Origin of the sequence: Stieleria neptunia, from assembly GCF_007754155.1 — a bacterium.
GTDB classification, from domain to species: Bacteria; Planctomycetota; Planctomycetia; order Pirellulales; family Pirellulaceae; genus Stieleria; species Stieleria neptunia.
This window is the reverse complement of sequence record NZ_CP037423.1, coordinates 2,525,769-2,548,734: the sequence shown is the minus strand read 5'-3', so window position 1 is coordinate 2,548,734 and position 22,966 is coordinate 2,525,769. Positions and strand designations below refer to the sequence as shown.

The following is a 22,966-nucleotide window of genomic DNA, read 5'->3' as shown; positions in this document are numbered from 1 at the left end:
AACGGTGGCGATATGCGGGCGGCGGCAGTTGACTAACCACTTCAAACCGGCGACCACCGCCGCTCCGTATCATCGCGTGGTTCTGTCGTTGCCTCCTCGCGTTCCCAAACGACGTCGGTAACGTCTAGAGGTTTATCTGCCAGTGACGGTGAGTATAGATCATGTGGATTGCCGATGCTAAAGGCGCTGTGCAGGAAGTCCAGCCCGCCATTCGGAACATAAATCGCACCTGAGTCGGGCGAGATCAGCAGAAGCACTGGGCTGCCGGGCACGAAACCCAGCACCTGCGATTCAAACGTGACCGCTATCCCGTCGCCACAGCGCCAAGATCGCATTCCAGAACCGCTGGGAGCCGTCCAATGCTCGATCGTCCATTCCGCAGGACGCCGCGAGATGTTCTCTTGTTCGGAAAACCAATGTTGGTACGTGCTTCGAATGCGCTCTCGCTCGCCGTCGTCGCTTGCATCGGCCAAACGCCGATCGAGTCTCGTTTTCATTCCGGTTTCCCTTCTTTCTACGATATGAATCCATCCCTCTTTCCACCATTGAAACGCGTCTACTTTTGTACGGACGTGCGGCATCCATAGAAATTCGCCTGGAACATCTTTGCGAGACCATTCAACCCATTTCGTTGGAGGTGCAAACATCATCCGTACGACGCCACGATCGTCGTCAGGATCAAATGCAAGAGATGTGGGCGGAAGCAAATTGCTGTCAGGGACACCACGTCTAGGAAACGGAATGCGAAGAGGAAAAGGCGTGTCGATTCGGAAACACTTCAGCATCTGCACTTGTCGACAGAACGTTAACGATCACGTGGTCGCCGCGAGCGATCAACCACTTCAGTAAACTCAACTCGGCGACTCAGGTGCATCGTCTGGTTCGCCACTCTTGCGTGATACAAGGTGTAGCCGTAAATAAAGCGCAATCGCGATCGCTAGAAAAACGCACGTGGAAATCCAAGCCACATCCGCGATTGAAGCAAACGCAAGAATAGCACATGCACCGGTAAGAGTGAGCATGTCCCTAAGCGAGCAAGTCAGCAGACACCCGATTCGCGCCAAACGGATGACTTCGATTCCGACACCATAGCTGGGAATCGTGCAGAATATCCCAATCACGAATGGGATAAGGACCTCTGTGGTAACGAATCTGGATTCAATGTCCGCGTAATACGTAAGCATGCAAGCATGCACGATCGCATATCCCGCCCAGAATGAAAAACCGCGAACTGCCCGATCGTATGAAAGGATCAACGAAGCGACCAATCCAGACATTACCGCGATGACGCTTATCGGCGCGAAAAGTAGGAAGTCTTGCTCGAGCTCATAGAGAGAAGCGGGGCCGTTGCTGGAAAGGAATGATGTCAATTCGATAGTCAGCGGGTTCCGCGTCACTGCCTCTGACAAGCGGAAGGTAGAAAGTCCAATGTCGCTGGCCAGAAGAGCGCCCAGCATGAAGAGGCTGACCCACGCGATCTTGCGTCCCATTAACTCTCTTTGTCGGCGAACGGCAGCCGTCACCGGGGACGGCAAGTGGATTCTCCATTTTTAAACGCGCGACGCCGTCCTCCGTGTGCACGGCATGGTTCGCCGCGATCCTGCGTTAGGATGACCCCGTTCCGGAGGATGAGCCTCCGTCCGACTGGTTGGGAGCCGAGGTCTGTTGCACTTGTTGCATTGGCGGAACGCTGGCACCGCGTTCTTCGGTTGGCACCGCTTGCATAGATGGCACTGAAGCGCCATTTTCAACGCGCACCATTCTGGGCACGGCAGCACCGTAGCGGTCGGTGGTTCTAGAATCGTCGTCAGCCATGAAGAAGCTCCTTGCGTTTAGTCACTTGATTGCGTCGAGGAATCGGTGTTCGTGGTACCGCCTGATGGTGCGTCCGTCCGTTGCTCGGGAAGCTGTTGCATCGGTGGAATGCTCGAGCCCAAATCGTCGGTAGGCGCCTGTTGCATGTTCGGAACAGTTGCTCCACCCTCGATTTGTTGCATACGGTTTACTGACGCGCCCTTCTTTTGCGACCCTGGGATTTCCTTGGTCATGTCCGCCTCCGGCGTGTTTTGATGAAGGTTTGATCCGAAAAAACATAGCAGCAGAATTATACCGCAAATAAATGAAATCGCCGACCACCCGGCAAGTCGATCCGTCCATTCTGCGGCTTTGTTCGACGCCGTTAAGGCGTCGTCGTTTTTCTTGAGGTAGTAATCCTCGGCGAGCTCGAGCTGACGCTTGATTCCAGCTTGGCTGGTCTGGAACGAGACGAGCGTTGCGATTATTGCCCCTACAAATGCGACCCAGGACAACACTAACCACCAAGTGCCGTACTCTGCGGCCATTCCACGTAGAAACGCGACGCTGGTTGCGAGCCCTGCGCTCGATAAGGTCAGAATCGCGCGGTCAAAGTTCTCGTTGTTGGAGAGTTGACGTTTGAGTAGGTCGTCGCGAGTTTGTGCGTAAAGTTCGTTTCGCTTGTCGTCAGCCGTCATGCTTTTCCAGTGGCAAGCGTTTGGAGTCGTATCCCAGCAGGTTATGGGGCCCGGAATCTAGCAACAGAGAGCGCGAAATCTCAAAGTCGGCGAACGTCGCGGTTCAGGGGGTTCGCGCCCGACAAGCAAGCCTTCGCATGGCACCTTGACCGCGAATTCCCCTGCAACGGCTGGTTATTGGCTGTCCATCACGGAGGGCGTCCGCATCGGTGCGTCTGCGTTGCTCTCGGGCAGTTCAATAACAGTGTAACCGACCGTCTCGGGTCGGCGTGTCCCGTTCCACCGAGCACCATCGGTCCACGGCGAAGCGAGAGTGAAGCAGACAATGCCAAGGCATCGCTGCGTGGCATCAATCCTGCTCGTGAAAGCCGGACTGATCATTAGCACGGCGAAACGCCGTACTCTACTTGATGGCTGATCAAGTCCATCAAGGTTGGTCCAGTGGTCCGATCCCAAAGGATCAAACCGCCTGAACCGCGACGTCATTGGCATGGACGCCAATAACGGCGGTGGTCACCGCGTCGGCGCGAATGACCTGATCTCAAAAACAAACTCAACTCGCCGACTGCGGTGCACCACATAGTTCACGCGTCCGGCCACGACGACAGCCCGAGCCATTGCCGCTCTTTGTCAATGTACTCGATCGGAATCGCCGTGGGAAATCGAGCGTCCCAATCTGTGGTCGGCACTTCAGGCGTCGGTTGTCGGCGTTGCAATCAACAGGCGTCGGTTTGTCTTCTTCGGCCGAGTCGACCGCGCACCTATCGAACGATGACATCAAATGCGAATCCCAGGAAACGGAGGTTCGACGAATTCCGGTGGGCGACCTTCGGGTCACGATCAAACGACCGTAAATCAATTGCCACAAAAGAACGCGAGAAGACGCAAAAGAAGAAGTGGACGCTGTCGTCAGGCGCCGGTTAGCAGCGTGAACGGCGGTGGTCACCGCGTCGGCGCGATCGACCTGAACTCAAAAACAAACTCCACTCGCCGACTGCGGTGCACCACATGGTTCACGCGGTCGGCCACGACGACAGCCCGAGCCAGCATCGGTCTGTGCCAATGTACTCCATCGAAATCGCCTTGGGAAATTTCACTCCCCTTGCTGTACCGATCTCATTGTGGAGTCGGGATGAAGCCCGGAGGGCTGGCACAATGCTTGCCGGTGGTGTCAGCCACCGGTATCGAAAGTACGAATTTGCTGAGGCCTGGAAGGCCGGCACAATGGGTTTCCCGGTCCACTCCAAACGCGGGCATTGTGTCGGCCCGCTGGGCCTTGAGCATTCCTTTGAATCCACCCCCGGTGGCTGACGCCACCGGCAGACACTCTACCGGCCCTCCGGGCCTGAAAGCCGTCCTCGTACTCAGCAACGCGGTACTCGTACTTCTACTCGAATCGACAGGCATTGGTTTGTCTTCATCAGCCGAGTCGACCGCGCACCTATCGAACCGTGACATCAAATGCGAATCTTAGGAAACAGAGGTCTGGTGAAATCAGATGGGCCGAGTTCAGCCACAACGTTCAGCAGCGTGGCCGACCGATGTTGGTCTGTTTGCCATCCTATCGAGCACGAGTACCGGCTGACGCCGAAGTACGAGTACGATTCAGGAGCGTGAACGGCCGCCGTCACCGAGGACGGACGATTGATTTTCCATCGGTGAAACCGCGCAAGCCGTCCTTCGTGTGCACGGCTTGGTTCTGCCTTCACTTGCTACGGAACCATGACGTGAGAAGCATGTAGTAAAGTTAACGCCCCAGACGTCTCAACGCAAACTCGGCGTGGAAATCGGTCACCACTGTATGCGCCAAGCAAAAAGGAAATCACAAGCAACAATGTAAATCCCGCGATAGACAATCGCTCAATTTGGGCCAAAGTCAGCGAAACGACTGATGGTGAGTGCCAAATCGTTGGAAAAGCAATCGGGTAGAAGGTCAGTTCCATGGACAAATGCATCAAACAGAGGACGCCCAAGAATACTACGACGCAAAATCGAAGCGTCGGCAATTCGCGAACCGGGGTTCGGTATCGAACGAACGGCGAGGCATTGGTCAGTCGACCGGTTTGACGCGCAAGCAACGCAGCGTAGGCCAGTGCAAGGTACTGAAGTGCAATCACTGCAATGATCGCCAAATAGAAGGCGGCGCCCACCCAAATCAAAAACGCCGAAATCGTCATCCAACCCAAGCACGAGCGCAAACTGAATGTGACTGCTGAACTATCTCGCCGTTTGATTCTCATTTTGTGGTGGACAAAAACTCCATGGCAGAACGGCGGTGGTCACCGCGTCGGCGCGATCGACCTGAACTCAAAAACAAACTCAACTCGCCGACTGCGGTGCACTACATGGTTCACGCGTCCGGCCATGGCGACAGCCCGAGCCATCGCCGCTGCTTGCCAATGTACTCCATCGAAATCGCCGTGGAAACTTTCACTCCCCTCGCTGAACCGATTTCTATGTGGAGTCGGGATGAAGCCCGGAGGGCTGGCACAATGCTTGCCGGTGGTGTCAGCCACCGGTATCGAAAGAACGGATTTGCGGAGGCCTGGAAGGCCGGCACAATGTGGCTCCGGGTCCACTCCAAGCCCGGATATTGTGTCGACCCGCTGGGCCTAGGGCGTGCCTTTGAATCCACCCCCGGTGGCTCACGCCACCGGCAGACACTCTACCGGCCCTCCGGGCCTGAAAGCCGCCCTCGTACTCAGCACCGCGGTACTCGTGCTCGTACCCGAATCAACAGGCGTCGGTTTGTCTTCCTCGGCCGAGTCGACCGCGCACCTATCGAACCGTGACATCAAATGCGAAACCCAGTAAACGGAGGTTCGATGACATCCGGTGGGCGACCTTCGAGTCACGATCAAACGACGGCGAATCAATTGCCACAAGAGAACGCGAGAAGACGCAAAAGAAGAAGTGGGCGCTGTCGTCAGGCGTCGGCTAGCAGCGTGAACGGTAGAAATCACGCGGGACGGGCGAAAAACATGCAAGCAGACCAAAAACCGCGACTCCCGTCCTCGCGTGCATTTCATGGTTATTTGCCGTTTTCGATACGCGGTGGAACAGCCGGACCGGCGGCGGAATCAAATCCATCATGTTCGTCAACAACGCCGTCGCCGTTTACGTCTTCGTAAGTGTTGGGTTGACGACTATAGCGAGTGCCCAACCGCTTGAGTGTACCATCATCGAGCCGCACATTGCAGAACAGCCATACGCTTCTGGGTACAGACGCATTGAGAATGTTGTATTCGCGTTCCGACAGCATCCGATTTGATCGGACATGCTGCAGGTTGGTAAGACGAGAAAGCGTACGAAGATCGGCAACCGTGTATCCGCGTCGGGGTAGAAAGACAGAGCAAACGTCGCCCGCCGTATAGACAGGAAGCAACGCACAATGAAGACCGGTGCCCTCGCACGGGTCTCGGCCGGAGAGCTGGATCCCGTGCGATCGCAACCGTGCGACGGTGGCGTCAGTTGATTCAAATGCCGGGGGCGCGATCAGCACCAAAGCGACAAACGTCTTTAGGATGGCAGCGGGTGCGAACATTGGAAGCGTCCGTGCAAATAACATCAGCGATCACCTCGCACACGGACCACTACGATTGAGATGGCGTGAGCGTGATGAAGGCGGTCGGTGTGAAAGTTTGTGTATCGCAACAATGAGTGTGCTGGGGTGCATCGCCGGGTTCGTGGCGTCGGTCGGCACGCCGGTTTGGAACATCGTCGCGGCTTGCCAATGTACTCGATTCGATTTGCCAAGGGAAATCCGAGCGTCCCAATCTGCAGCCGGCATGTCAGGCGTCGGTCGCCAGCGCTGAAGTCGTCAGGCGTCGGTTTGCCTTCGTCAGCCGAGTCGACCGCGCACCCGTCAAACCGCGACATCAAAAGCGAATCCTAGGAAACGGAGGTTCGATGACTTCAAGTGGGCCAACTTCGAGCGCACCAATCAGCAGCATGGACGACAGGCGTTGGTCGATCGCAGCCACGTCTACCGCCACGAACGATACGGATCACGTGGTCGCCGCGAAAGACTTACCACTTCAACAAACTCAACTCGGCGACTCACGTGCATCCGCTGGTTCGCCGTTTCTTACGCGTCTAGAACGGCTCGAACTGAGTGTTGAACCGTTCGATGTCCAAGCACAATACTGCCGACCCCCAGGACGATATTGCGTTTTTGTTGTTCACCTTCAGCGTTCACGAAATGAAATTCTTCACCACGGTTTCGAAAGTCCGACAGGTTTCCTGAGACGGAGTTAATCACGCACTCTCCCTTTGCAACCAGCGAGCCATCGCTCAGCGTAGGGTGAACGCATTTATACTGGAGGGAGAACTCGACATGACCGATGTTGGGATCATTTGTCGCAAAAACCGTATGATCGCCTGACAGCAATTCAGCAAGCTCGTAGCCCTCGGAACCAATAAGCCGTTCTGTTCCGTCGCTTATTGTCGGGTAGTATTCGCGGTGAAGAAACGAATAATCTATTTCGATCGGGTCGCCAATACGTTCAAGAATTGAACTGATGTCGTGCGCGATTGATATTTCGTGCGTTGCCTGCTGGGCCTCTTCAATGAGATTGTCTGCCAGCCCCTTTTTGTAATCTTTTGCTTTGTAGAAAGCCTTGTCTTGCGTAATGAAAAGAACTGGTGAGTCCATGGCGAGCGTTAGACAATCTGCCCAGATTACTCCATCCTTGAATTGTTGATTCTTTGGCCCACTGGGCGGCTCAGATCGAATCGTCTTCTCAAATGAGGATCGTGCGGACTTAAGCGAAAAAGGGAAGTCAGTAATTTCAATCCCAGCGTTTGCGAACGCAGTAGATGCGATTACTGTCAATTCGTCGTCGGTCGGCAGGACCTGTTCTTTAAGCTCTCCAACGAGTCCAAGCAGTCGCCGATGCCCTTCCCGAAGACGTGATGTCAGTTCTTTCAATTCTTTTTCGAGATGCAGTTCGACCTCTCGCCGTACTACTTCTGGAACAACCACGTGTGCGCTGTGCCTACGAAGGAAGAAGCGAACAGCGCTACCGACGCTGTGTCGCAGCATCTGTTCATTTAGCCAGATGTTCGAATCGAGAACGACAGTAAGTGACATGTTTGGTCTTGTCGGCGAACGTCGACGATCACCCCGTTCGCGGACCAGCGGATTGGAGTCGGCAGTCGAGTGATCGCGGGGACGGGTCAAAGTTTGGGTCTCGCAACGATGAGCGAACTGGGCGTGCATCGTGTGGTTCGCGCATCCGGCCGGAACGCCACTTTGGAACCATCGTCGCTAGCAGCCAATGTACCCGATTGGAATAGCCACTGGAAATTCGGTGTCCCAATGGTGGCAAGGTCAAGGCGTTGGTCGTCCGTGTGAACTCTCAAGTGCACTTTGCCACAGAGGACTCCGAGAGCACAGAGCAGAAACTGTCTCGCCTCGGTGTCCTCGGAGATCTCAGTGGCCAACGATTCAGCACACCATCCCAACCGTGGTATCAGACGCCCATCACTGGCCATGGAGGTCTGATGAAATCAACGAGGGCGAGGTCGAACGCAACATTCGGCAGCATCGGCGACCGGCGTTGGTTTGTTGGAAGCTGTATCGAGTAGGAGTACGAGTACCGGGCTGCGCCCTGAGTACGAGTACGATTCAGCAGCGCGAACGTTAACGATCACGTGGTCGCCGCGAAGGACTCACCACTTCAATAAACTAAACTCGGCGACTCACCTGCATCGTCTGGTTCGCCGTTTTCATCGAAGATGGCGTCAATCGCAGATTTCGGCACCCCGTGCTTCGCACAAGCAAGCAGAAAACTTCGTTCAGCTTGAGTCATCCCAAACATAGAAATATGCAAGGGCGTTAGCATCATTGGTAGAACAAACGCCCCAACCATTCCAGCGAAGTAAGTCAACGATCCGTTCCATCCTGCGAAGTAATACCCTGCGGCAAGGCCGGCGACCAGCCGCAAAATCGGGTTTGCAAAATGAGAAAGTGATAGCCAACCGGGAATCCAAGCATAAAGTTCTCGGGGGACAAACTGAGTCGCAATCATCGTCGCAACAACCACCCACAATGGCTGGCCGGCTGCAAATGCAACCATTCCTCCGACGAACGAAAGAAGTGCAGGAGCCATTTCAAGCGATTCGGTGGAATGCAGCACATCTTCCGCTGTTCCAAAACGTGCTTGTTGAATGGCGTTGAACGATGCGACTTCTTCAAGTCGGATTTTCAGTCCATTTGGAGTCATAAATGGCATGAAGGCGTTAGGCGATGCAAAGGATGAACGGGTGAGTACGGCGTCATTTCATTCGGCGAACGAAGTTGCTTCAGATCAATCCCGGCTCCATGCCTTCGGCAGGTTCGCCGTTTTTGCTATTCGAAGCTGCGTGGGATCGAGCGTATAAGTTCGTCGCGATTCTCATCAATGTGAAATTGGGCGTTCTTTTCGTACTCAAAAACATATGCGTCGTCGGCGTCTGGCTTGGACCATCCACTCCCGGTCCAATGCAGATCGTATTTCCATTCCGAGTGGTGGTCGAATTGAACCAATCGCAAACCGTGAACGATTATCCAAGGTCCACCGGCGCGAATGCCGTAGAGAGACAGTACGGGATCGGGTGGATCAATCATTGTGGTGGCGTTGAAGACTCAACTGGAATTGGATGACCGTTCCGGCTTCAATGTGTTTACCGGTATAAACAGATATTGGGAATACCGCCATACCTCTCCGGTCCGCTGGTCGATCTTGAAAACGGTATCGCCTGACCCCCTGTAGGTATGCTCGATCGTTCGCGGTCTCATCGTAATGCGTGTAGATCAACGCCGCTGCGATAATTGGAGCAGGAATCACGAGTCCCGCCATGTTAACGTGGCGTGATTGCCTCCCAGTCAACGTATAGGTCAAAACCTGGAATGTGAACGGTTCTTACGCACTGTCCAGTAACGTATACCGTGGGATGAAGCCCCTCCTCTCGCAATTCCGCCTCGGAATCTTCGTACCACTCTTCCGCCTCATAGACGACCTCTGCGTGACGTAGCCTCTCGTACGCAACTTTGGACGCGGCCAGTTCGGCGACAATTGCGAAGGTACGATTCCAAAATACATCGTCCGTCTTGGCGACTTCAATTATCGAGTCAACCGTGTTTTTATCGCTATCAAGAATGAACATGTGATCCATGATGTTCTGACAAACAATCCGGTATGTCGTGCCGACTCGATAGATATCAACGATGTCCACAAGAAGAATCACCTGCTGGCCACGATGGCTATCGATCCTCTCTTGTTCTTCGAGTGTAAAATCTGGGTTGCCAGGCGGGAAATCGCGTCCGGGTGACGTGTAGACAACAGCGTCGGGAAAGCGTTGTTGCACCCCGTCCATTGCCATCCAGTATGAGTCGTTTGATGCAATTGCTCGTTTTGCGGCATCGTCCTCTTGTGTTACGGTTGAGTCGCGTGGTACTTCGGCATGCGATTCGGACTCGATGGTTTTTGTACATCCGAACGCGAAGATAGCCGTGCAGATGATTGTTGCCGTTGAGAGCGAACACAGCCGGTCTAGCGAACAGTAAGCGAAACTACGCAAAACGATCCTCTCTCGTTGGCGAACGGCGGTGGTCACCGCGTCGGCGCGATCGACCTGAACTCAAAAACAAACTCGACTCGCCGACTGCGGTGCACCACATAGTTCACGCGTCCGGCCACGACGACAGCCCGAGCCGTCGCCGCCAAGGGCCAATGTAGCCGATCGGAAACGCCAAGGGAAATTCCGTGCCCCAATCAGCGGTCGGCACTTCAGGCGTCGGATTGTCTTGGATCGTACTCGTACGCAACATTGCGGTACTCGTACTCCTACTCGAATCGACAGGCGTCGGTTTGTCTTCGTCAGCCGAGTCGACCGCGCACCGATCGAACCGTGACATCAAATGCGAAACCCAGTAAACGGAGGTTCGATGACATCCGGTGGGCGACCTTCGAGTCACGATCAAACGACAGCAAATCAATTGCCACAAGAGAACGCGAGAAGACGCAAAAGAAGAAGTGGGCGCTGTCGTCAGGCGTGGGTTACCAGCGTGAACGTTGACGATCAGCCGGCGGCGACGGAAGATCAACCACTTCAAAACGCCCGTTTTCGCCGCTCGGTTGCATCGTTTGGTTCTGCGTTTTCATTGAGTCGCGAGAAGACGTCGCCATCAGGTATCTGATCTGGTTCCCAGAGTCGATCATGTTGGCAAGCGTACTCATACACCCACAATGTTTGCTTGTCAGCATCATATCCCGTATATGCCGCCTGCCCAACACCAGAATCATAGCCGGAATACCACTTCATTGCTTCGGTTGCGCGAAAATCGATTGGCGGCGGGGACCACCAGTCAGGTGTGTCACCTGTCTTTGAGTGTAGTGGTGGTGGGCCAGGTACGATCCTGCGAACGCCTTCCAAGCCTCGATCGTCTGGCCGTAAAGATTCGCGAGAATGGCGCTCGCGATCTGAATGCACAGAGTCTGCCCAGAGTTGAGCGGAAGCAGTATCTAATTCAATCTTATACCACGTTGAGTGACTGTCGATCGAGTAGTCGCGTTTTCGCGACACCGACCGGACTGCCGCGGTAGCAACATTCGAAGGCCATTCATTAATCGAGCGTTTGGCAGCGGAACCAGTCTTGTTAGCGAATTCCGATGATCCGGCAAATCCTCCAAAAGGATTGATGAGGAAAGATCCACATACCAGGATTGGAAACAACACGACTATCACGCAGCAAGCATAGACTACATAGCGGACGACGGTTCGGAAATTTCGCCATGCGTTGCGGGTCATAGATTTTGTCTTGCACGCAGAACGGCGGTGGTCACCGCGTCGGCGCGATGGACCGGAACTCAAAAACAAACTCTACTCGCCGACTGCGGTGCACCACGTGGTTCACGCGTCCGGCCACGACGATAGCCCGAGCCATCGCCGCTGGTCGCCAATGTACTCGATCGGAATCGCCGTGGGAAATCCAGTGTCCCAATCTGCGGTCGGCACTTCAGGCGTCGGTTTGTCTTGGATCGTACTCGTACTCAGCATTGCGGTACTCGTGCTCGTACTCGATCGACAGGCGTCGGTTTGCCTTCGCCGGCCGAGTCGACCGCGCACCTATCGAACCGTGACATCAAATGCGAAACCCAGTAAACGGAGGTTCGATGACATCCGGTGGGCGTTCTCCGGGGCACGGTCCAACGACGGCGAATCAAATGCCACAAAAGAACGCAAGAAAACGCGAAAGCAGAAGTGGACGCTGTCGTCAGGCGTCGGTTAGCAGCGTGAACGGCGGTGGTCACCGCGTCGGCGCGATGGACCTGAACTCAAAAACAAACTCAACTCGCCGACTGCGGTGCACCACTTCGTTCACGCGGTCGGCCATGACGACAGCCCGAGCCATCGTCGCTGACGGCCAATGTACTCGATCGGAATCGCCGTGGGAAATCGAGTGTCCCAATCTGCGGTCGGCACTTCAGGCGTCGGTCTGTCTTGAATCGTACTCGTACTCAGCATCGCGGTACTCGTGCTCGTACTCGATCAACAGGCGCCGGTTTGTCTTCGTCGGTGGAGTCGACCGCGCACCTATCGAACCGTGACATCAAATGCGAATCCCAGGAAACAGAGGTCCGATGAAATCCGGTGGACGTCCTCCGGGTCACGATCAAACGACAGCAAATCAATTGCCACAAAAGAACGCGAGAAGACGCAAAAGAAGAAGTGGACGCTGTCACCAGGCGCCGGTTAGCAGCGCGAACGGTAGCGATAACGGGGTTGCGGCCAGAAAACCTGAACTCACGAAAAGACGGCGCCCGCAACTCCCGTTCATCGCATTGTTCATCGCGTGCTCGTGTTCGGGCGTCTCGGTCATCCGTTGCTTTACTTTACCCGATGCGAATCTCCGAAAGCAAACTTGCTACCGAGTGGTCAGGCGTCGGAGGTCAGCGGTGCAGTGTCCGGGCGTCGGATTTTGACAGGCGTCGGATTTTGACAGGCGTCGGTTTATTCGACAGGCGTTGGTTGAATCGACAGGCGTCGGATTATTGACAGGCGTTGGATTGTTCTGGTACGCGAGTCGTCTTCAGGCGTTGGACGTTTGCTCGTCGCAGTGTCCATCGCAACGCTCGCTTGATCTGACCTGAAGCCGATGAACGGTACACATCACCGAGGACGCGCGAGAGACTCTCCATTGCCAAACCGCTCAGCTCGCGTCCTTCGGTGCATGTGATGGTTCCCCTTGTTGTGTTGCGGTTTCTGCATCGTCGTTCTCGAATCCTCGAATGATACTCGATGCAAGGGATGCGGCAAACAATGCGATCAATAGATCAAACCAAGTCGCGATGATGCGATGCGGCCCCATTTCCCAACCATTGCCCATCGGCAAGGTATCGGGGCCATCGTACGTTATGTTCTCGTAGATCCATTGCTGCAAATCATAGGGGCAAGCGTGCATAAAGTGAGTCGCAAATCCAAATACGCCAAACGTAAGTGCGTAAGCGTGAATCGATCCCTTGGTGTACCGCGCGATGACGAGGGCGGTTGCAGCCGCGAGAACATGAAACACGTAGACGGCGTCCGCACCGAAACCGCTGGGATTCGAGACCATTGCGAACGCGATGGCGAAGGCCGTGACAAATAGCAGCAGTGTTGCCAGCGTAAATTTCACGTTGATGCGTTTCGTGAGAGCTTGTTCTTAAGTAGGGGAACGGCGGTGGTCACCGCGTCGGCGCGATGGACCTGAACTCAAAAACAAACTCAACTCGCCGACTGCGGTGCACCACGTGGTTCACGCGTCCGGCCACGACGACAGCCCGTTCCATCATCGCTGATTGCCAATGTACTCGATCGGAATCGCCGTGGGAAATTCGGTATCCCAATCAGCGGTCGGCACGTCAGGCGTCGGTTGTCAGCGTTGGGATCGACAGGCGTCGGTTTGTCTTCTTCGGCCGAGTCGACCGCGCACCTATCGAACCGTGACATCAAATGCGAAACCCAGGAAACGGAGGTTCGACGAATTCCGGTGGGCGCCCTTCGGGTCACGATCAAACGACAGCAAATCAATTGCCACAAGAGAACGCGAGAAGACGCAAAAGAAGAAGTGGACGCTGTCGTCAGGCGTGGGTTACCAGCGTGAACGTTTAAAATCACCCGGTCGCGACGAGAGATTCTCCAATGTCAAAACGCCCGACTTCGCGACTCGGGTGCATTTTTTGGTTGAACGAGGCCTTCGTTCGGCCCCGATGTCGTGGGACCGGCTCGACCGATGTTTAGGAGTTTACCCGATCGAACGACCCGTCGTGGGGGATTCTCGCAGCTGTCCCCAACGAATGGACCTCATCGGGCGCGCACCTTCGGTACCGTCGGTGGCAATGGCTGTCCCTTGTGAAATTCTCCAGCGGCATCATGCGGCTTGCCCTTGTTTCTCACGCCAAGAATACGCATCAGAGGGAGGATCCCGCCCGGCGGAAAATTCGTGATGCGAGACCAACCGTTTACCACACACCGGACACGTGCAAGCATCAAGCAGCCCGGCCGACTCGCACCATTGTTGCCAAGTCAACTGTTCAAGCGAGTCGGACTCTGGCGGCTCCACGCCGAGCGCGGCACGGGCCTCATCGAGCTGGGAGTATTGGTTGCCGCTGTACAGACCGTAGCCGCGGACCGTCTGAAATCGCCGCGGCGGCACGTGCTCCAGCCAGCGGCCGAGAAACTGATCGATCGGCAACGCGGTCACCCCCTGACGTTTCCCGTCCCCACCGTCCTGCGTTCCAATCCGATAGCGAAACACGACCTTGTCATCTTGAACGTCCAGTAACCGTGACTTGCCGATCGGGCCGCCCTTGATGTACCGAGCCAAATAGGTCGCCACACCGGAGCCATCACGATAGGCGTCAAATATTTTGACGTTCCACGGTTTGTCGCTGAGCTTGGCCAACAGCTTCTGAAAGTCGGACGCGCTCATCGAGTCGGGCAATTGGATCTTGCCTGATTGAACCTTCTGCTGAAGCATCGCCTTGAATTTGCCGCGGAACTTGAGCATCAACACTTTGCGGGGCAGCAAACAATCTTTTTGGGGACGGCGCCACGTCCCATCACCAGCCAGCCCGCCGGCGGTGACGATGCAATGCAAGTGCACGTGCGGCAACAGGGTCTGGTTCCAGGTGTGCAGCGCCGCCAGGATCCCAGGCTTCGCACCGAGGTACTTGGGGTCCTTGAGCAGTTGCTGGAGTGTTTCCTTCGCGGCGTTGAAGAGGGTCTCTGCATAGGCAGCCTTGTTGAACCGCCAGATTCGATTCAGTTCGCTCGGGAGTGTGAAGACGATGTGATGATGCGGGCAGGGCAGCAAGCGTTGCTTACATTTGGCCAGCCACTGCTCTCGGGCCACCCAGGCGCACTGGGGGCAGCACCGATGCCGACAGGAGTTGTAGGCGATGCTGTGGTAGTGACCTTCGGGGCAACTGTTGACGTGCCCACCGAGCGTCCGAGTGCGACAGTGTTGGATGCACCATGCGGCGCGAAGCATCTCCCGCGAGACGTGAAAACGCGAGGCGAAGGAGTCGAAATAGCGTCCGAAAATCTGTTGAAGCGTGATGGCCATCGGCACCTCGCAATCAATGTTTGCAGCTCAACCCGAAGGCCAGTTCAACGATTGATTATTGGTGGTTGAACCGAGGTAAAAAGCACATATTCCTCGGCTGGACCGCGGAATATCTCCTACCACCCAATCTTACGGGTTTGGAGCGAGTCGTTCAAGATTGTGGGTGGATCAGCCGGTGGAGATGGCGGGAAGCGGTCGGCAGCGGGCGTTGAGCCCTCCTTCCAGAGGACGTCGAATTGATAAACGGCGGCGTTGATCGTAGCGGAAGTCGCTGAGACTTTTGCAGCGCCGGCCCCCTCTGGCGTTTGCTTGCTGCGCAAACGCCGTCTCTCCCAGAAGGGGTTCTTCGTGGATTTTAGTGGCTAATCGCTCAGGACCCAGGTTTTTCGAGGCATTGCTGCGATGTCCGAATGGGGAGAGCGAGGACAAACGCTCGGTTCAAACGACCCTTCGCCGACACGGGGGCCGGCGGAGGGCACGAAGCACCTTCGGCGCATCGCAGACCAGGTGATTCCTTGGCGGGTTGCTCCTCAGCCGCCGCAGGCCACAAGTGACCAAATGATTCCGAGGAACTGGGTGTGAGGATTATCATGTCGGATACGCGGCGGGTCGTGGAGGCCGTTCTCTACGTGGTGCTTCGTGCCCGCTTCTCAGCCTGGTCCCGGGAGTTTGCTTGAAAATGACATTGGTGGCTCGCCTCACGGCGTTGACCCCGTTTGAGAGAATAACAGAGCCCTACTCCCGCGCCTGCCGCGTTTTTCCGTTGAAGTCACCTTTCGGAGTTCCGCCATGGCCAAGAAGAAATCCTCTGGGAAACCTAAGCGTCGATCACGTGGTGGGTTTCCGATTGACAACGCACCCGTTCCACAATCACTTGACACAATCAACTTGAACGCTGCCGGCATCGATATTGGTTCGACCCAGCACTATGTTGCCGTGCCCTCCGATCGCGACTCATCACACGTTCGCTGCTTCGGCACCTTTACATCCGATCTGGCGTCGCTCGCAGATTGGTTGGAAGAGTGCGGAATCAAAACGATTGCAATGGAGTCAACAGGGGTCTATTGGATTCCAGTTTTCGAGCTTCTCGAAGCCAGGGGGTTTGAAGTGAAGCTTGTTGAGCCTGGCAAGCTGAAGAGCGTTCCTAGCCGAAAAACGGATGTCTTGGATTGCCAGTGGATCCAGCAGCTTCACACATACGGTTTGCTGGCCGGATCGTTTCGACCGGATTCGGCAATTTGTGTTCTGCGTTCTTACATGCGGCAACGAGCCATGCTCGTCGCCAACGCGAGCGAGCATATCCAACGGATGCAGAAGGCGATGATGGAAATGAATGTCCAGCTCCATCACGTCATTTCGGACATCACCGGCACCACTGGCCTTGCCATTTTGGATGCCATTGTTGCGGGCAGTCGAGACCCTCACCTACTCGCAAAACTTCGCGATCCAAGGTGCAAAAATGACGAGTCGACGATCGCGAAAGCTCTGGAAGGCAATTGGCGTGAAGAACATGTATTTGCGTTAAAACAGGCTCTGGAACTGTACCGTTTTTACGGTTCCAAACTGTCGGAAGTCGATTCCAAGCTTGAAGAACATTTGGGTACATTTTCCGACCGAAGTGACGGTGAGATTCTGCCGAAGCTGAAGGCTCCTAAAGCTGGAAGCAATAGCCCCCGGTTCGATATGCGCAATCAGCTCTACCGGGTGCTGGGCGTCGACATGACGACCATTGATGGGATTAGCGGTCAATCCGCAATCACACTGATTTCTGAAATCGGTACCGACATGAGTAGGTGGGCAACAGAGAAGCATTTCACTTCTTGGCTTTGCCTATGTCCGGGCAGTAAGAAGACAGGTGGGAAATTGCTCAGTGGTAAAACACGTACAAGTGCGAACCGAGCCGCCGCCGCACTTCGAACAGCCGCCGCGTCCCTGGCACGATCAAACTGCGCCTTAGGAGCGTTCTTTCGCAGGATCCGTTCCCGTCTTGGTTCACCCAAAGCGATCACGGCGACGGCCCACAAGCTCGCGAAAATAGTTTATGGGATGCTGAAGTACGGGAGGGAATATGTCGATGTCGGCAACGACTATTACGAACAGCAATACAAGAAGCGAGCAATGGAAAACCTGGCGAAACGGGCAGCTGCACTCAACCTGCGAGTGGTCCCCAATGAACTAGCTGGGTAGGAAGTTCCTTGAGAGCAGAGCCCGCCTCCGCTTCACCTGGCTTCGCCATCCTACCGAACAGAACCATCGGACATCGCAGTCATCCCTCAAAAAACCTTCCCCGAGTATTCGAGAGCACCCACTAAGCACGTGAGCATGTGTAGTTCATGGAAATTGGCAAGGCTTTTGCAGGTTTGTCACGATGGGCGCGGTTCGTTCTTTTGCTAGCTAATTGTCCGGTCGTCGGACGGGCCTGGCAAGGTCGGTGCCTCCCGACAATCACGGGAGACTTACCATGGCAAGACCTGCAACCGTTTTCGCGAAAATCACGAACCAGCAGCAACGTGACCGTCTGATTGAGCTTTGGAAACAGCATCCAAACCATTACACACGAATACGGGCACACGCGATTCTTCTGAGCGATGCTCAATACGAAATTGAGCAGATCGTCGATATTCTTAGTGTCAGTAGAGACAGCGTGCGAGCTTGGATCAAACACTTTGAACAAGACGGACCAGACGCCCTGCTGGACGAAAAGCGACCAGGCGGACCGAGGAAGCTCAATGAACAGGAAGAGCAAATCCTCAAAGATTTGTTGCGGCAATTTCCCTCCCGGCCTGCCACAGTCCTGTCGCGTTTGCGAACACGGACCGGCAAATCGATCAGCCGACATTCGCTGCGTCGTTACGCCCGACGATTCAATTTGAGCTGGAAGCGGTTTCGGCGCAGCCTGCGGAAAAAACGAGACGAAAAGGCTTTCCGGTTGGCTCAAGAGGAACTCGCCGAGTTGCTCAATGAACCTGAACTGGATGTCGTATACTTTGACGAAGCGGGATTTTCGCTTAAGGGCGTGGTGCCATACGGATGGCTTCCCATCGGCGAACGGACCGATGTGCCAGTCACCGGCGCCCATGGGGCGACGGTTCAGGCACTTGGCTTTGAGCATCAAGATGGAACCACCCATACCTATCTTCACAAAGGGTACGTCAACACGCAAACGGTCATTGAAATCATGGATGATTTTTGTGAGACGATTGACCAAACAACGGTGGTCATCCTCGACAATGCATCTTGCCACACCAGCGGAGCTTTTGAAGCATCGATCGAACGCTGGGCAGAGCGTGGGCTGCTGGTTTATCATCTTCCGCCGTATAGTCCCGAACTGAATTCGATCGAGCGACTATGGAGGCAACTAAAGTATCAACAAATGCCCGCCACGGCCTGGGAACGATTCAAAACCTTGTTACAAACGCTGACGACGAAGCTATGCGAAATCGGTGAGGTAACCTACATGCCATCACTTGAAAGTTATGCCGAATAACTCGTGCTGACGTGCTTAATATCCGCGAAGAACCCTCAGTGGGAGAGAGACTCAATCGGTTGCCAAATCCGTAAGGACCGTCGGAAGAATTAGTGGCGGGGATTGATTGTGGGATAGGCTTCCAGCCTGTCGTTTTCGCCATGACAGGCTGGAAGCCTATCCCACTTATTCTTCCGACGGTCCTAAGTAATTGAATTGACGTCCCGAGGCGTCGTTGGGAGGCCTTCGACGGGACCGTCCAGCTTGGGAATGATGCGAAACGTGAAGAACGCTGGACACCACATTTCCTGGGAAACGTTCGTGCCGGGGAGGCTTCGCTTGTGACTCCGAAGCCGGGGCCTTGGATCGAGGTGGATGATTACAATAGGCTTTACCCGATTGCAACTTCTTTCCTCTTCCCCTCCTCAACCGGCTCCCCATGCAACTTTCGAATCGTTTTGCCATCATCGCCCTGGTCGCCTGGGCGTGTTTCGCTTCGCCGTCATCCGCGGCCGAACAGCCAAATATTGTTTTGATGTTGTCCGACGACATGGGTTGGGCCGATCCGGGGTTTCAGGGCGGCAATCCGGATTTGACTCCCAACCTGGATCGTCTGGCCGGCGAAAGTCTGCGGCTGACGCAGTTTTATGCCCATTCAGTTTGCGCCCCGACCCGCTGCGCCTTGATGACCGGCCGTTACGCGTTTCGCAATTGGATGGATTGGCGCTCGGAAGATTTTGGCAAACCGAGTTACCTGAAAAAACTCGGTCTGGAACTCGCACACACACCCGACGGCACACCGACGCGGATGCTGCACGGACTGGACACGGGCGAACACACGATCGCCGAAGCCTTGAAGGCATCGGGCTACTACACCGCCTTGATCGGCAAGTGGCACCTGGGCGAATGGCTGCCCGGACAACTGCCGATGGGCCAAGGCTTTGATCACCAGTACGGTCACTACGGCTGGGGCATCGATTACAACAACTACACGATCCCCCACAATTCACCGGCAACCTTTGCGGTTTATGACTGGCATCGCAATCAACAACCACTCGACGAACAGGGCTACTCGACTGACTTGTTCGCCAACGAAGCGGTCCGTTTGATTTCTGAGCGCAGCGATGATGTTCCGTTTTTCATCTATGTCCCCTTCAATGCGATTCATGGACCGCTGGAAGAAATTCCACGTTACACCGACACGCTGGATAAACGCTCGGCGGCATTGAAGTGTTTGGACGACGCCGTGGGGCGGATCGTCGGCGCGGTCGATCAACACGGATTCGCCGACAACACGATTGTCGTGTTCGCCAACGACAACGGGGGGCTGACCGAAGAGGTCAACCGTCCGTACCACGGGACGAAGAACACGACCTTTGAAGGCGGCGTTCGTGTGGCGTGCACGATGCGATGGCCCGGAAAAATTCCCGCCGGAAAAACCAACGACGCGATGATGCACGTCGTGGACTTGCTGCCCACGTTTGTCAGCCTCGCCGGCGGCAGCACCGAACCCTGTCAGACGCTCGATGGAATGGACATGTCAGGGGTAATCTTGAACGGACAACCGAGTCCACGAACGGAGGTCGTTTACGAAGTCGCCGGCAGCGTGCGTTTGCCGACGATTCGATCGGGCGACTACAAACTGATGGGTGACATGCTTTACAACGTCGTCAGCGATCCGAGCGAGTCGACGGACATCGCTGCAAAACATCCGGAAATCGTCGCGCGGTTGAAATCGCGTCTTGATGCGATCGGCAAGCAACGGCCGCCGCTGGAAAAGGTGCTCGGCTCGCCGCCGCGATTGATGCGCACGCCCCAGCCGTGGGTTTATGGACAAGCCGAAAATCGCGACGCGCCGGACTGGTTGAAAGAACGCGTGATGGCGGTGCGGATCAAGCAGCCCCAGTCGTGGGCGCCCGGCGAGACCCCGTGGCCCCAAGCGCCGACCGGTGCGACGATCCAGTACAGCGGCGACGGCCGTTAGGTCGCAGTGTCTTGGAACGGGGTGGCGCTGGTGCCCAGGCTTCCGCCGATTCGCCCCGCAGGGCGCTGTGCGGGGTGCGCGGGGTGCCTCAAGGCACCTGCAAGGCGCCTGAAGGCTGGACACCAACACTCCGCACGACCTGGTCGATTGAGTGCGATGTGGTCAGCGGATCGTTGTACGACGTCCTTTCTAGGTCGTCGTCGGGCAGAGCCCGACGAACGACGGCCCGGAAGGGCCGTCGTACTCGAAAAACAAGGCGCCTGAAGGCTGGACACCAACACTCACGTACGACCTAGTCGATTGAGTGCGATGTGGTCAGCGGATCGTTGTACGACGTCCTTTCCAGGTCGTCGTCGGGCAGAGCCCGACGGACGACGGCCCGGAAGGGCCGTCGTACTCGAAAAACAGGGCGACGTTACCTCCACAACCCTTTAGGTATCTCCGATGAAAAACCGAGTTCACGCGATACTGCGAATCTTCTGTTGCACTGTCATTTATTTGCTTGCGTTGCTCGGCGACCGGACCACGACCCACGCGCAGCAAGCGTTTGACCTGAAACCGGCCGACAGCCCGCTCGACAATCCGCTCAAGGGGTTGGTGCCGTACGCGCGTCCCTACCCGGATCGATTCCCGCACAGCATGGAGTTCAGCTATCTGGCACTCAGCGATCTGATGCTCGCGGAAGACGCATTCGATTGGCGGCCGCTGGAAAAGTTACTCGACGACATCGCTTCGCGCGGCAACCAGGCCGTGGTTCGCATCTACGTCGAATACCCCGGCAAGAAGAGAGGGATTCCGAAGTATCTGATCAAGGGCGGATTGAAGCTGCACACGTACCTGAACACCAACACGGCGCCGCTGCCGCCGAAACAGATCACGACACCGGACTACGAGGACGAACAGCTCCGTTCGGCGTTTCGTGCGTTCATCGCCGCGTTCGGCGACAAGTACGACGGAGACGCACGGTTGGCCTACATCACCGCCGGCTTGCTGGGCACCTGGGGAGAATGGCATACGTATCCACGAAGCGACCTCTGGGCCAGCAAAGGAACCCAAGGCATCGTGTTGGATGCCTACGAAGCCGCGTTCCCGTCGACTCCCGTCCTGCTGCGCTACCCGGCCGGACCGGATCACGGCTACCAGACCGAAAACGCCTCGCGCCCCTTCGGTTATCACGACGATTCGTTTGCCTGGGCGACGATCGACACCGGTAAACAGGAAGACGATTGGTTCTACATGCCGGCGCTCAAGGCCGCCGGTGGCGCGGCAATCAACAAATGGAAATCCCATCCGATCGGCGGCGAGATTCGCCCGGAGGCTTGGGGCAAAATCTTTGACGCCCCTGATCAGTGGCCCAAGCAGGCGCAGAGTTTCCGCGACTGTGTCAGCCAAACACACGCGACGTGGTTGATGGACACTGGTCTGTTTCGTGAAGTCGCTTCACCGCAGCGGTTGGAACGTGCAACGCGCGAAGTCCGGCGGATGGGGTATGATTTCTTTGTCCGCCGTGCGGCGTTTTTCCCCGATGAACGAACTGGCCGATGCAAAATCAATCTGCAGTTGATCAATCAAGGCGTCGCGCCGTTCTATGCCGACTGGCCCACCGAAGTGGCTCTTGTCGATGAAGCCGGCAAAATTGCCAAACGAAGGCTCGTTCCGGGGCTGTCCATGCGGGGGCACTTGCCGAGTGCAACGGCGCATGAATTATCGGCGTCGATCGACACCGCAGGGCTTTCGGGAACCTACAGCGTGTTGATGCGAGTGGTCCATCCACTCCAAGGAGGCAAACCGTTGCGGTTCGCCAACGCGGAGCAAGGACAAACGAAACCGGGCTGGTTGACCCTCGGGAAAATTCGCTTGCGGTAGCGGAAAATCAGCGGAGGGACGGCAGAATGATTCGGGGCAGAATGATGGGGCGTGTAGGCTGGAACAAGGTGGCAATCCATCCACAAAGCCCGGGGCTGTTCTGATAGGATTGGGGAATTGCACGTCATTCCGTGCAGCGGATCCCAAACAACGTTTGAGTTGAAGTGTCATGAAAAAGCTGATTGAAACGCAAATGGGCAACGAGATCGGGATTAACATTCACAGTGCCCACCGGATCGAATCGGCGTCGTTGCTTGCCGCCGAGGACGATTATTTTTCGGTTCGATCCGGCGATGACGCGAACGTTTTCCACGTCCCGTATGTCAACATCGTCAAAGTGATCGAGAACCCGGAGGGCGTGACGGTCAGCGGCTTTTTCAAGAGCCACAAAACCCATCCGTTTGTGATCAAAATCGGTCACGTGGTGGAATACGTCCCGACGTGATCTTGCCGCCGTAGTGGACCGTCTAGCGGTAAACGTCATGCGCCGGTCATCCGTCTGATTGGATCGCGGAGTCAAACCGGCGGGTTGCAGTGCGACGCTGGAAACGCCAGCCTAAGGACAG

Annotated in this window: 20 protein-coding genes; 6 read left to right on the top strand and 14 right to left on the bottom strand. The window is 55.8% G+C overall.

Annotated elements, in window-relative coordinates; translation table 11 throughout:
- Positions 1–41: 41 nt before the first annotated feature.
- The 7 genes from Enr13x_RS08910 to Enr13x_RS08880 form a co-directional block, all read right to left on the bottom strand.
- Positions 42–785 (bottom strand): hypothetical protein, encoded by a 744-nt coding sequence (locus Enr13x_RS08910; RefSeq protein WP_145385684.1) that lies wholly within the window; start codon positions 783–785, stop codon positions 42–44.
- A 66-nt stretch (positions 786–851) separates the two neighbouring features.
- Positions 852–1,490, bottom strand: coding sequence for a hypothetical protein (locus tag Enr13x_RS08905; protein ID WP_145385683.1), 639 nt, complete (start codon positions 1,488–1,490; stop codon positions 852–854).
- Positions 1,491–1,832: 342 nt separating this feature from the next.
- Entirely contained in the window at positions 1,833–2,492 is a 660-nt protein-coding gene (locus Enr13x_RS08900) for a UbiA prenyltransferase family protein (RefSeq protein WP_145385682.1), read from the bottom strand.
- 1,712 nt (positions 2,493–4,204) lie between these two features.
- Positions 4,205–4,669: a hypothetical protein gene (locus Enr13x_RS08895; RefSeq protein ID WP_145385681.1), complete on the bottom strand. Its 465-nt coding sequence runs from the start codon at positions 4,667–4,669 to the stop codon at positions 4,205–4,207.
- Positions 4,670–5,523: 854 nt separating this feature from the next.
- Entirely contained in the window at positions 5,524–6,036 is a 513-nt protein-coding gene (locus tag Enr13x_RS38835) for a hypothetical protein (protein WP_231744171.1), read from the bottom strand.
- A 543-nt stretch (positions 6,037–6,579) separates the two neighbouring features.
- Positions 6,580–7,584, bottom strand: coding sequence for a PIN domain-containing protein (locus tag Enr13x_RS08885; protein WP_145385680.1), 1,005 nt, complete (start codon positions 7,582–7,584; stop codon positions 6,580–6,582).
- A 589-nt stretch (positions 7,585–8,173) separates the two neighbouring features.
- Positions 8,174–8,728 (bottom strand): hypothetical protein, encoded by a 555-nt coding sequence (locus tag Enr13x_RS08880; protein WP_145385679.1) that lies wholly within the window; start codon positions 8,726–8,728, stop codon positions 8,174–8,176.
- Between the two features lie 65 nt (positions 8,729–8,793).
- Here Enr13x_RS08880 and Enr13x_RS08875 point away from each other — a divergent pair, with 65 nt between their 5' ends.
- Positions 8,794–9,138 carry a hypothetical protein gene (locus Enr13x_RS08875; RefSeq protein ID WP_145385678.1) on the top strand — a complete coding sequence of 115 codons (345 nt, stop codon included), beginning with the start codon at positions 8,794–8,796 and terminating at the stop codon, positions 9,136–9,138.
- A 197-nt stretch (positions 9,139–9,335) separates the two neighbouring features.
- On the opposite strand, the gene Enr13x_RS08870 is transcribed toward Enr13x_RS08875, so the two are convergent.
- The 7 genes from Enr13x_RS08870 to Enr13x_RS08850 all read right to left on the bottom strand — a co-directional run bounded on the left by Enr13x_RS08870 (position 9,336) and on the right by Enr13x_RS08850 (position 15,084).
- Positions 9,336–10,055 (bottom strand): hypothetical protein, encoded by a 720-nt coding sequence (locus tag Enr13x_RS08870; protein ID WP_231744170.1) that lies wholly within the window; start codon positions 10,053–10,055, stop codon positions 9,336–9,338.
- 103 nt (positions 10,056–10,158) lie between these two features.
- Positions 10,159–10,305 (bottom strand): hypothetical protein, encoded by a 147-nt coding sequence (locus tag Enr13x_RS38830; protein WP_231744169.1) that lies wholly within the window; start codon positions 10,303–10,305, stop codon positions 10,159–10,161.
- A 281-nt stretch (positions 10,306–10,586) separates the two neighbouring features.
- Positions 10,587–10,799 (bottom strand): hypothetical protein, encoded by a 213-nt coding sequence (locus Enr13x_RS08860; RefSeq protein WP_145385675.1) that lies wholly within the window; start codon positions 10,797–10,799, stop codon positions 10,587–10,589.
- 588 nt (positions 10,800–11,387) lie between these two features.
- Entirely contained in the window at positions 11,388–11,534 is a 147-nt protein-coding gene (locus Enr13x_RS37775; protein WP_197455881.1) for a hypothetical protein, read from the bottom strand.
- 321 nt (positions 11,535–11,855) lie between these two features.
- Positions 11,856–12,002 carry a hypothetical protein gene (locus Enr13x_RS37770; RefSeq protein ID WP_197455494.1) on the bottom strand — a complete coding sequence of 49 codons (147 nt, stop codon included), beginning with the start codon at positions 12,000–12,002 and terminating at the stop codon, positions 11,856–11,858.
- 685 nt (positions 12,003–12,687) lie between these two features.
- A complete protein-coding gene (locus tag Enr13x_RS08855) occupies positions 12,688–13,152 on the bottom strand; it encodes a hypothetical protein (protein WP_145385674.1) in 465 nt (154 codons plus the stop codon).
- A 735-nt stretch (positions 13,153–13,887) separates the two neighbouring features.
- Positions 13,888–15,084: an IS91 family transposase gene (locus Enr13x_RS08850; RefSeq protein ID WP_145385673.1), complete on the bottom strand. Its 1,197-nt coding sequence runs from the start codon at positions 15,082–15,084 to the stop codon at positions 13,888–13,890.
- Between the two features lie 846 nt (positions 15,085–15,930).
- Here Enr13x_RS08850 and Enr13x_RS08845 point away from each other — a divergent pair.
- The 5 genes from Enr13x_RS08845 (at position 15,931) to Enr13x_RS08825 (ending at position 22,845) form a co-directional block, all read left to right on the top strand.
- On the top strand, positions 15,931–17,271 hold the full coding sequence (locus tag Enr13x_RS08845; RefSeq protein WP_145392196.1) for an IS110 family RNA-guided transposase: 1,341 nt from the start codon (positions 15,931–15,933) through the stop codon (positions 17,269–17,271).
- Positions 17,272–17,545: 274 nt separating this feature from the next.
- Complete coding sequence (locus Enr13x_RS08840) at positions 17,546–18,571, top strand: IS630 family transposase (protein WP_145385672.1); 1,026 nt, start codon at positions 17,546–17,548, stop codon at positions 18,569–18,571.
- 418 nt (positions 18,572–18,989) lie between these two features.
- Positions 18,990–20,534, top strand: a complete 1,545-nt coding sequence (locus Enr13x_RS08835; protein ID WP_145385671.1) for an arylsulfatase B — start codon at positions 18,990–18,992, stop codon at positions 20,532–20,534.
- 444 nt (positions 20,535–20,978) lie between these two features.
- Complete coding sequence (locus tag Enr13x_RS08830) at positions 20,979–22,400, top strand: DUF4832 domain-containing protein (protein WP_145385670.1); 1,422 nt, start codon at positions 20,979–20,981, stop codon at positions 22,398–22,400.
- A 169-nt stretch (positions 22,401–22,569) separates the two neighbouring features.
- Positions 22,570–22,845 carry a hypothetical protein gene (locus Enr13x_RS08825; protein ID WP_145385669.1) on the top strand — a complete coding sequence of 92 codons (276 nt, stop codon included), beginning with the start codon at positions 22,570–22,572 and terminating at the stop codon, positions 22,843–22,845.
- Positions 22,846–22,966 lie beyond the last annotated feature (121 nt).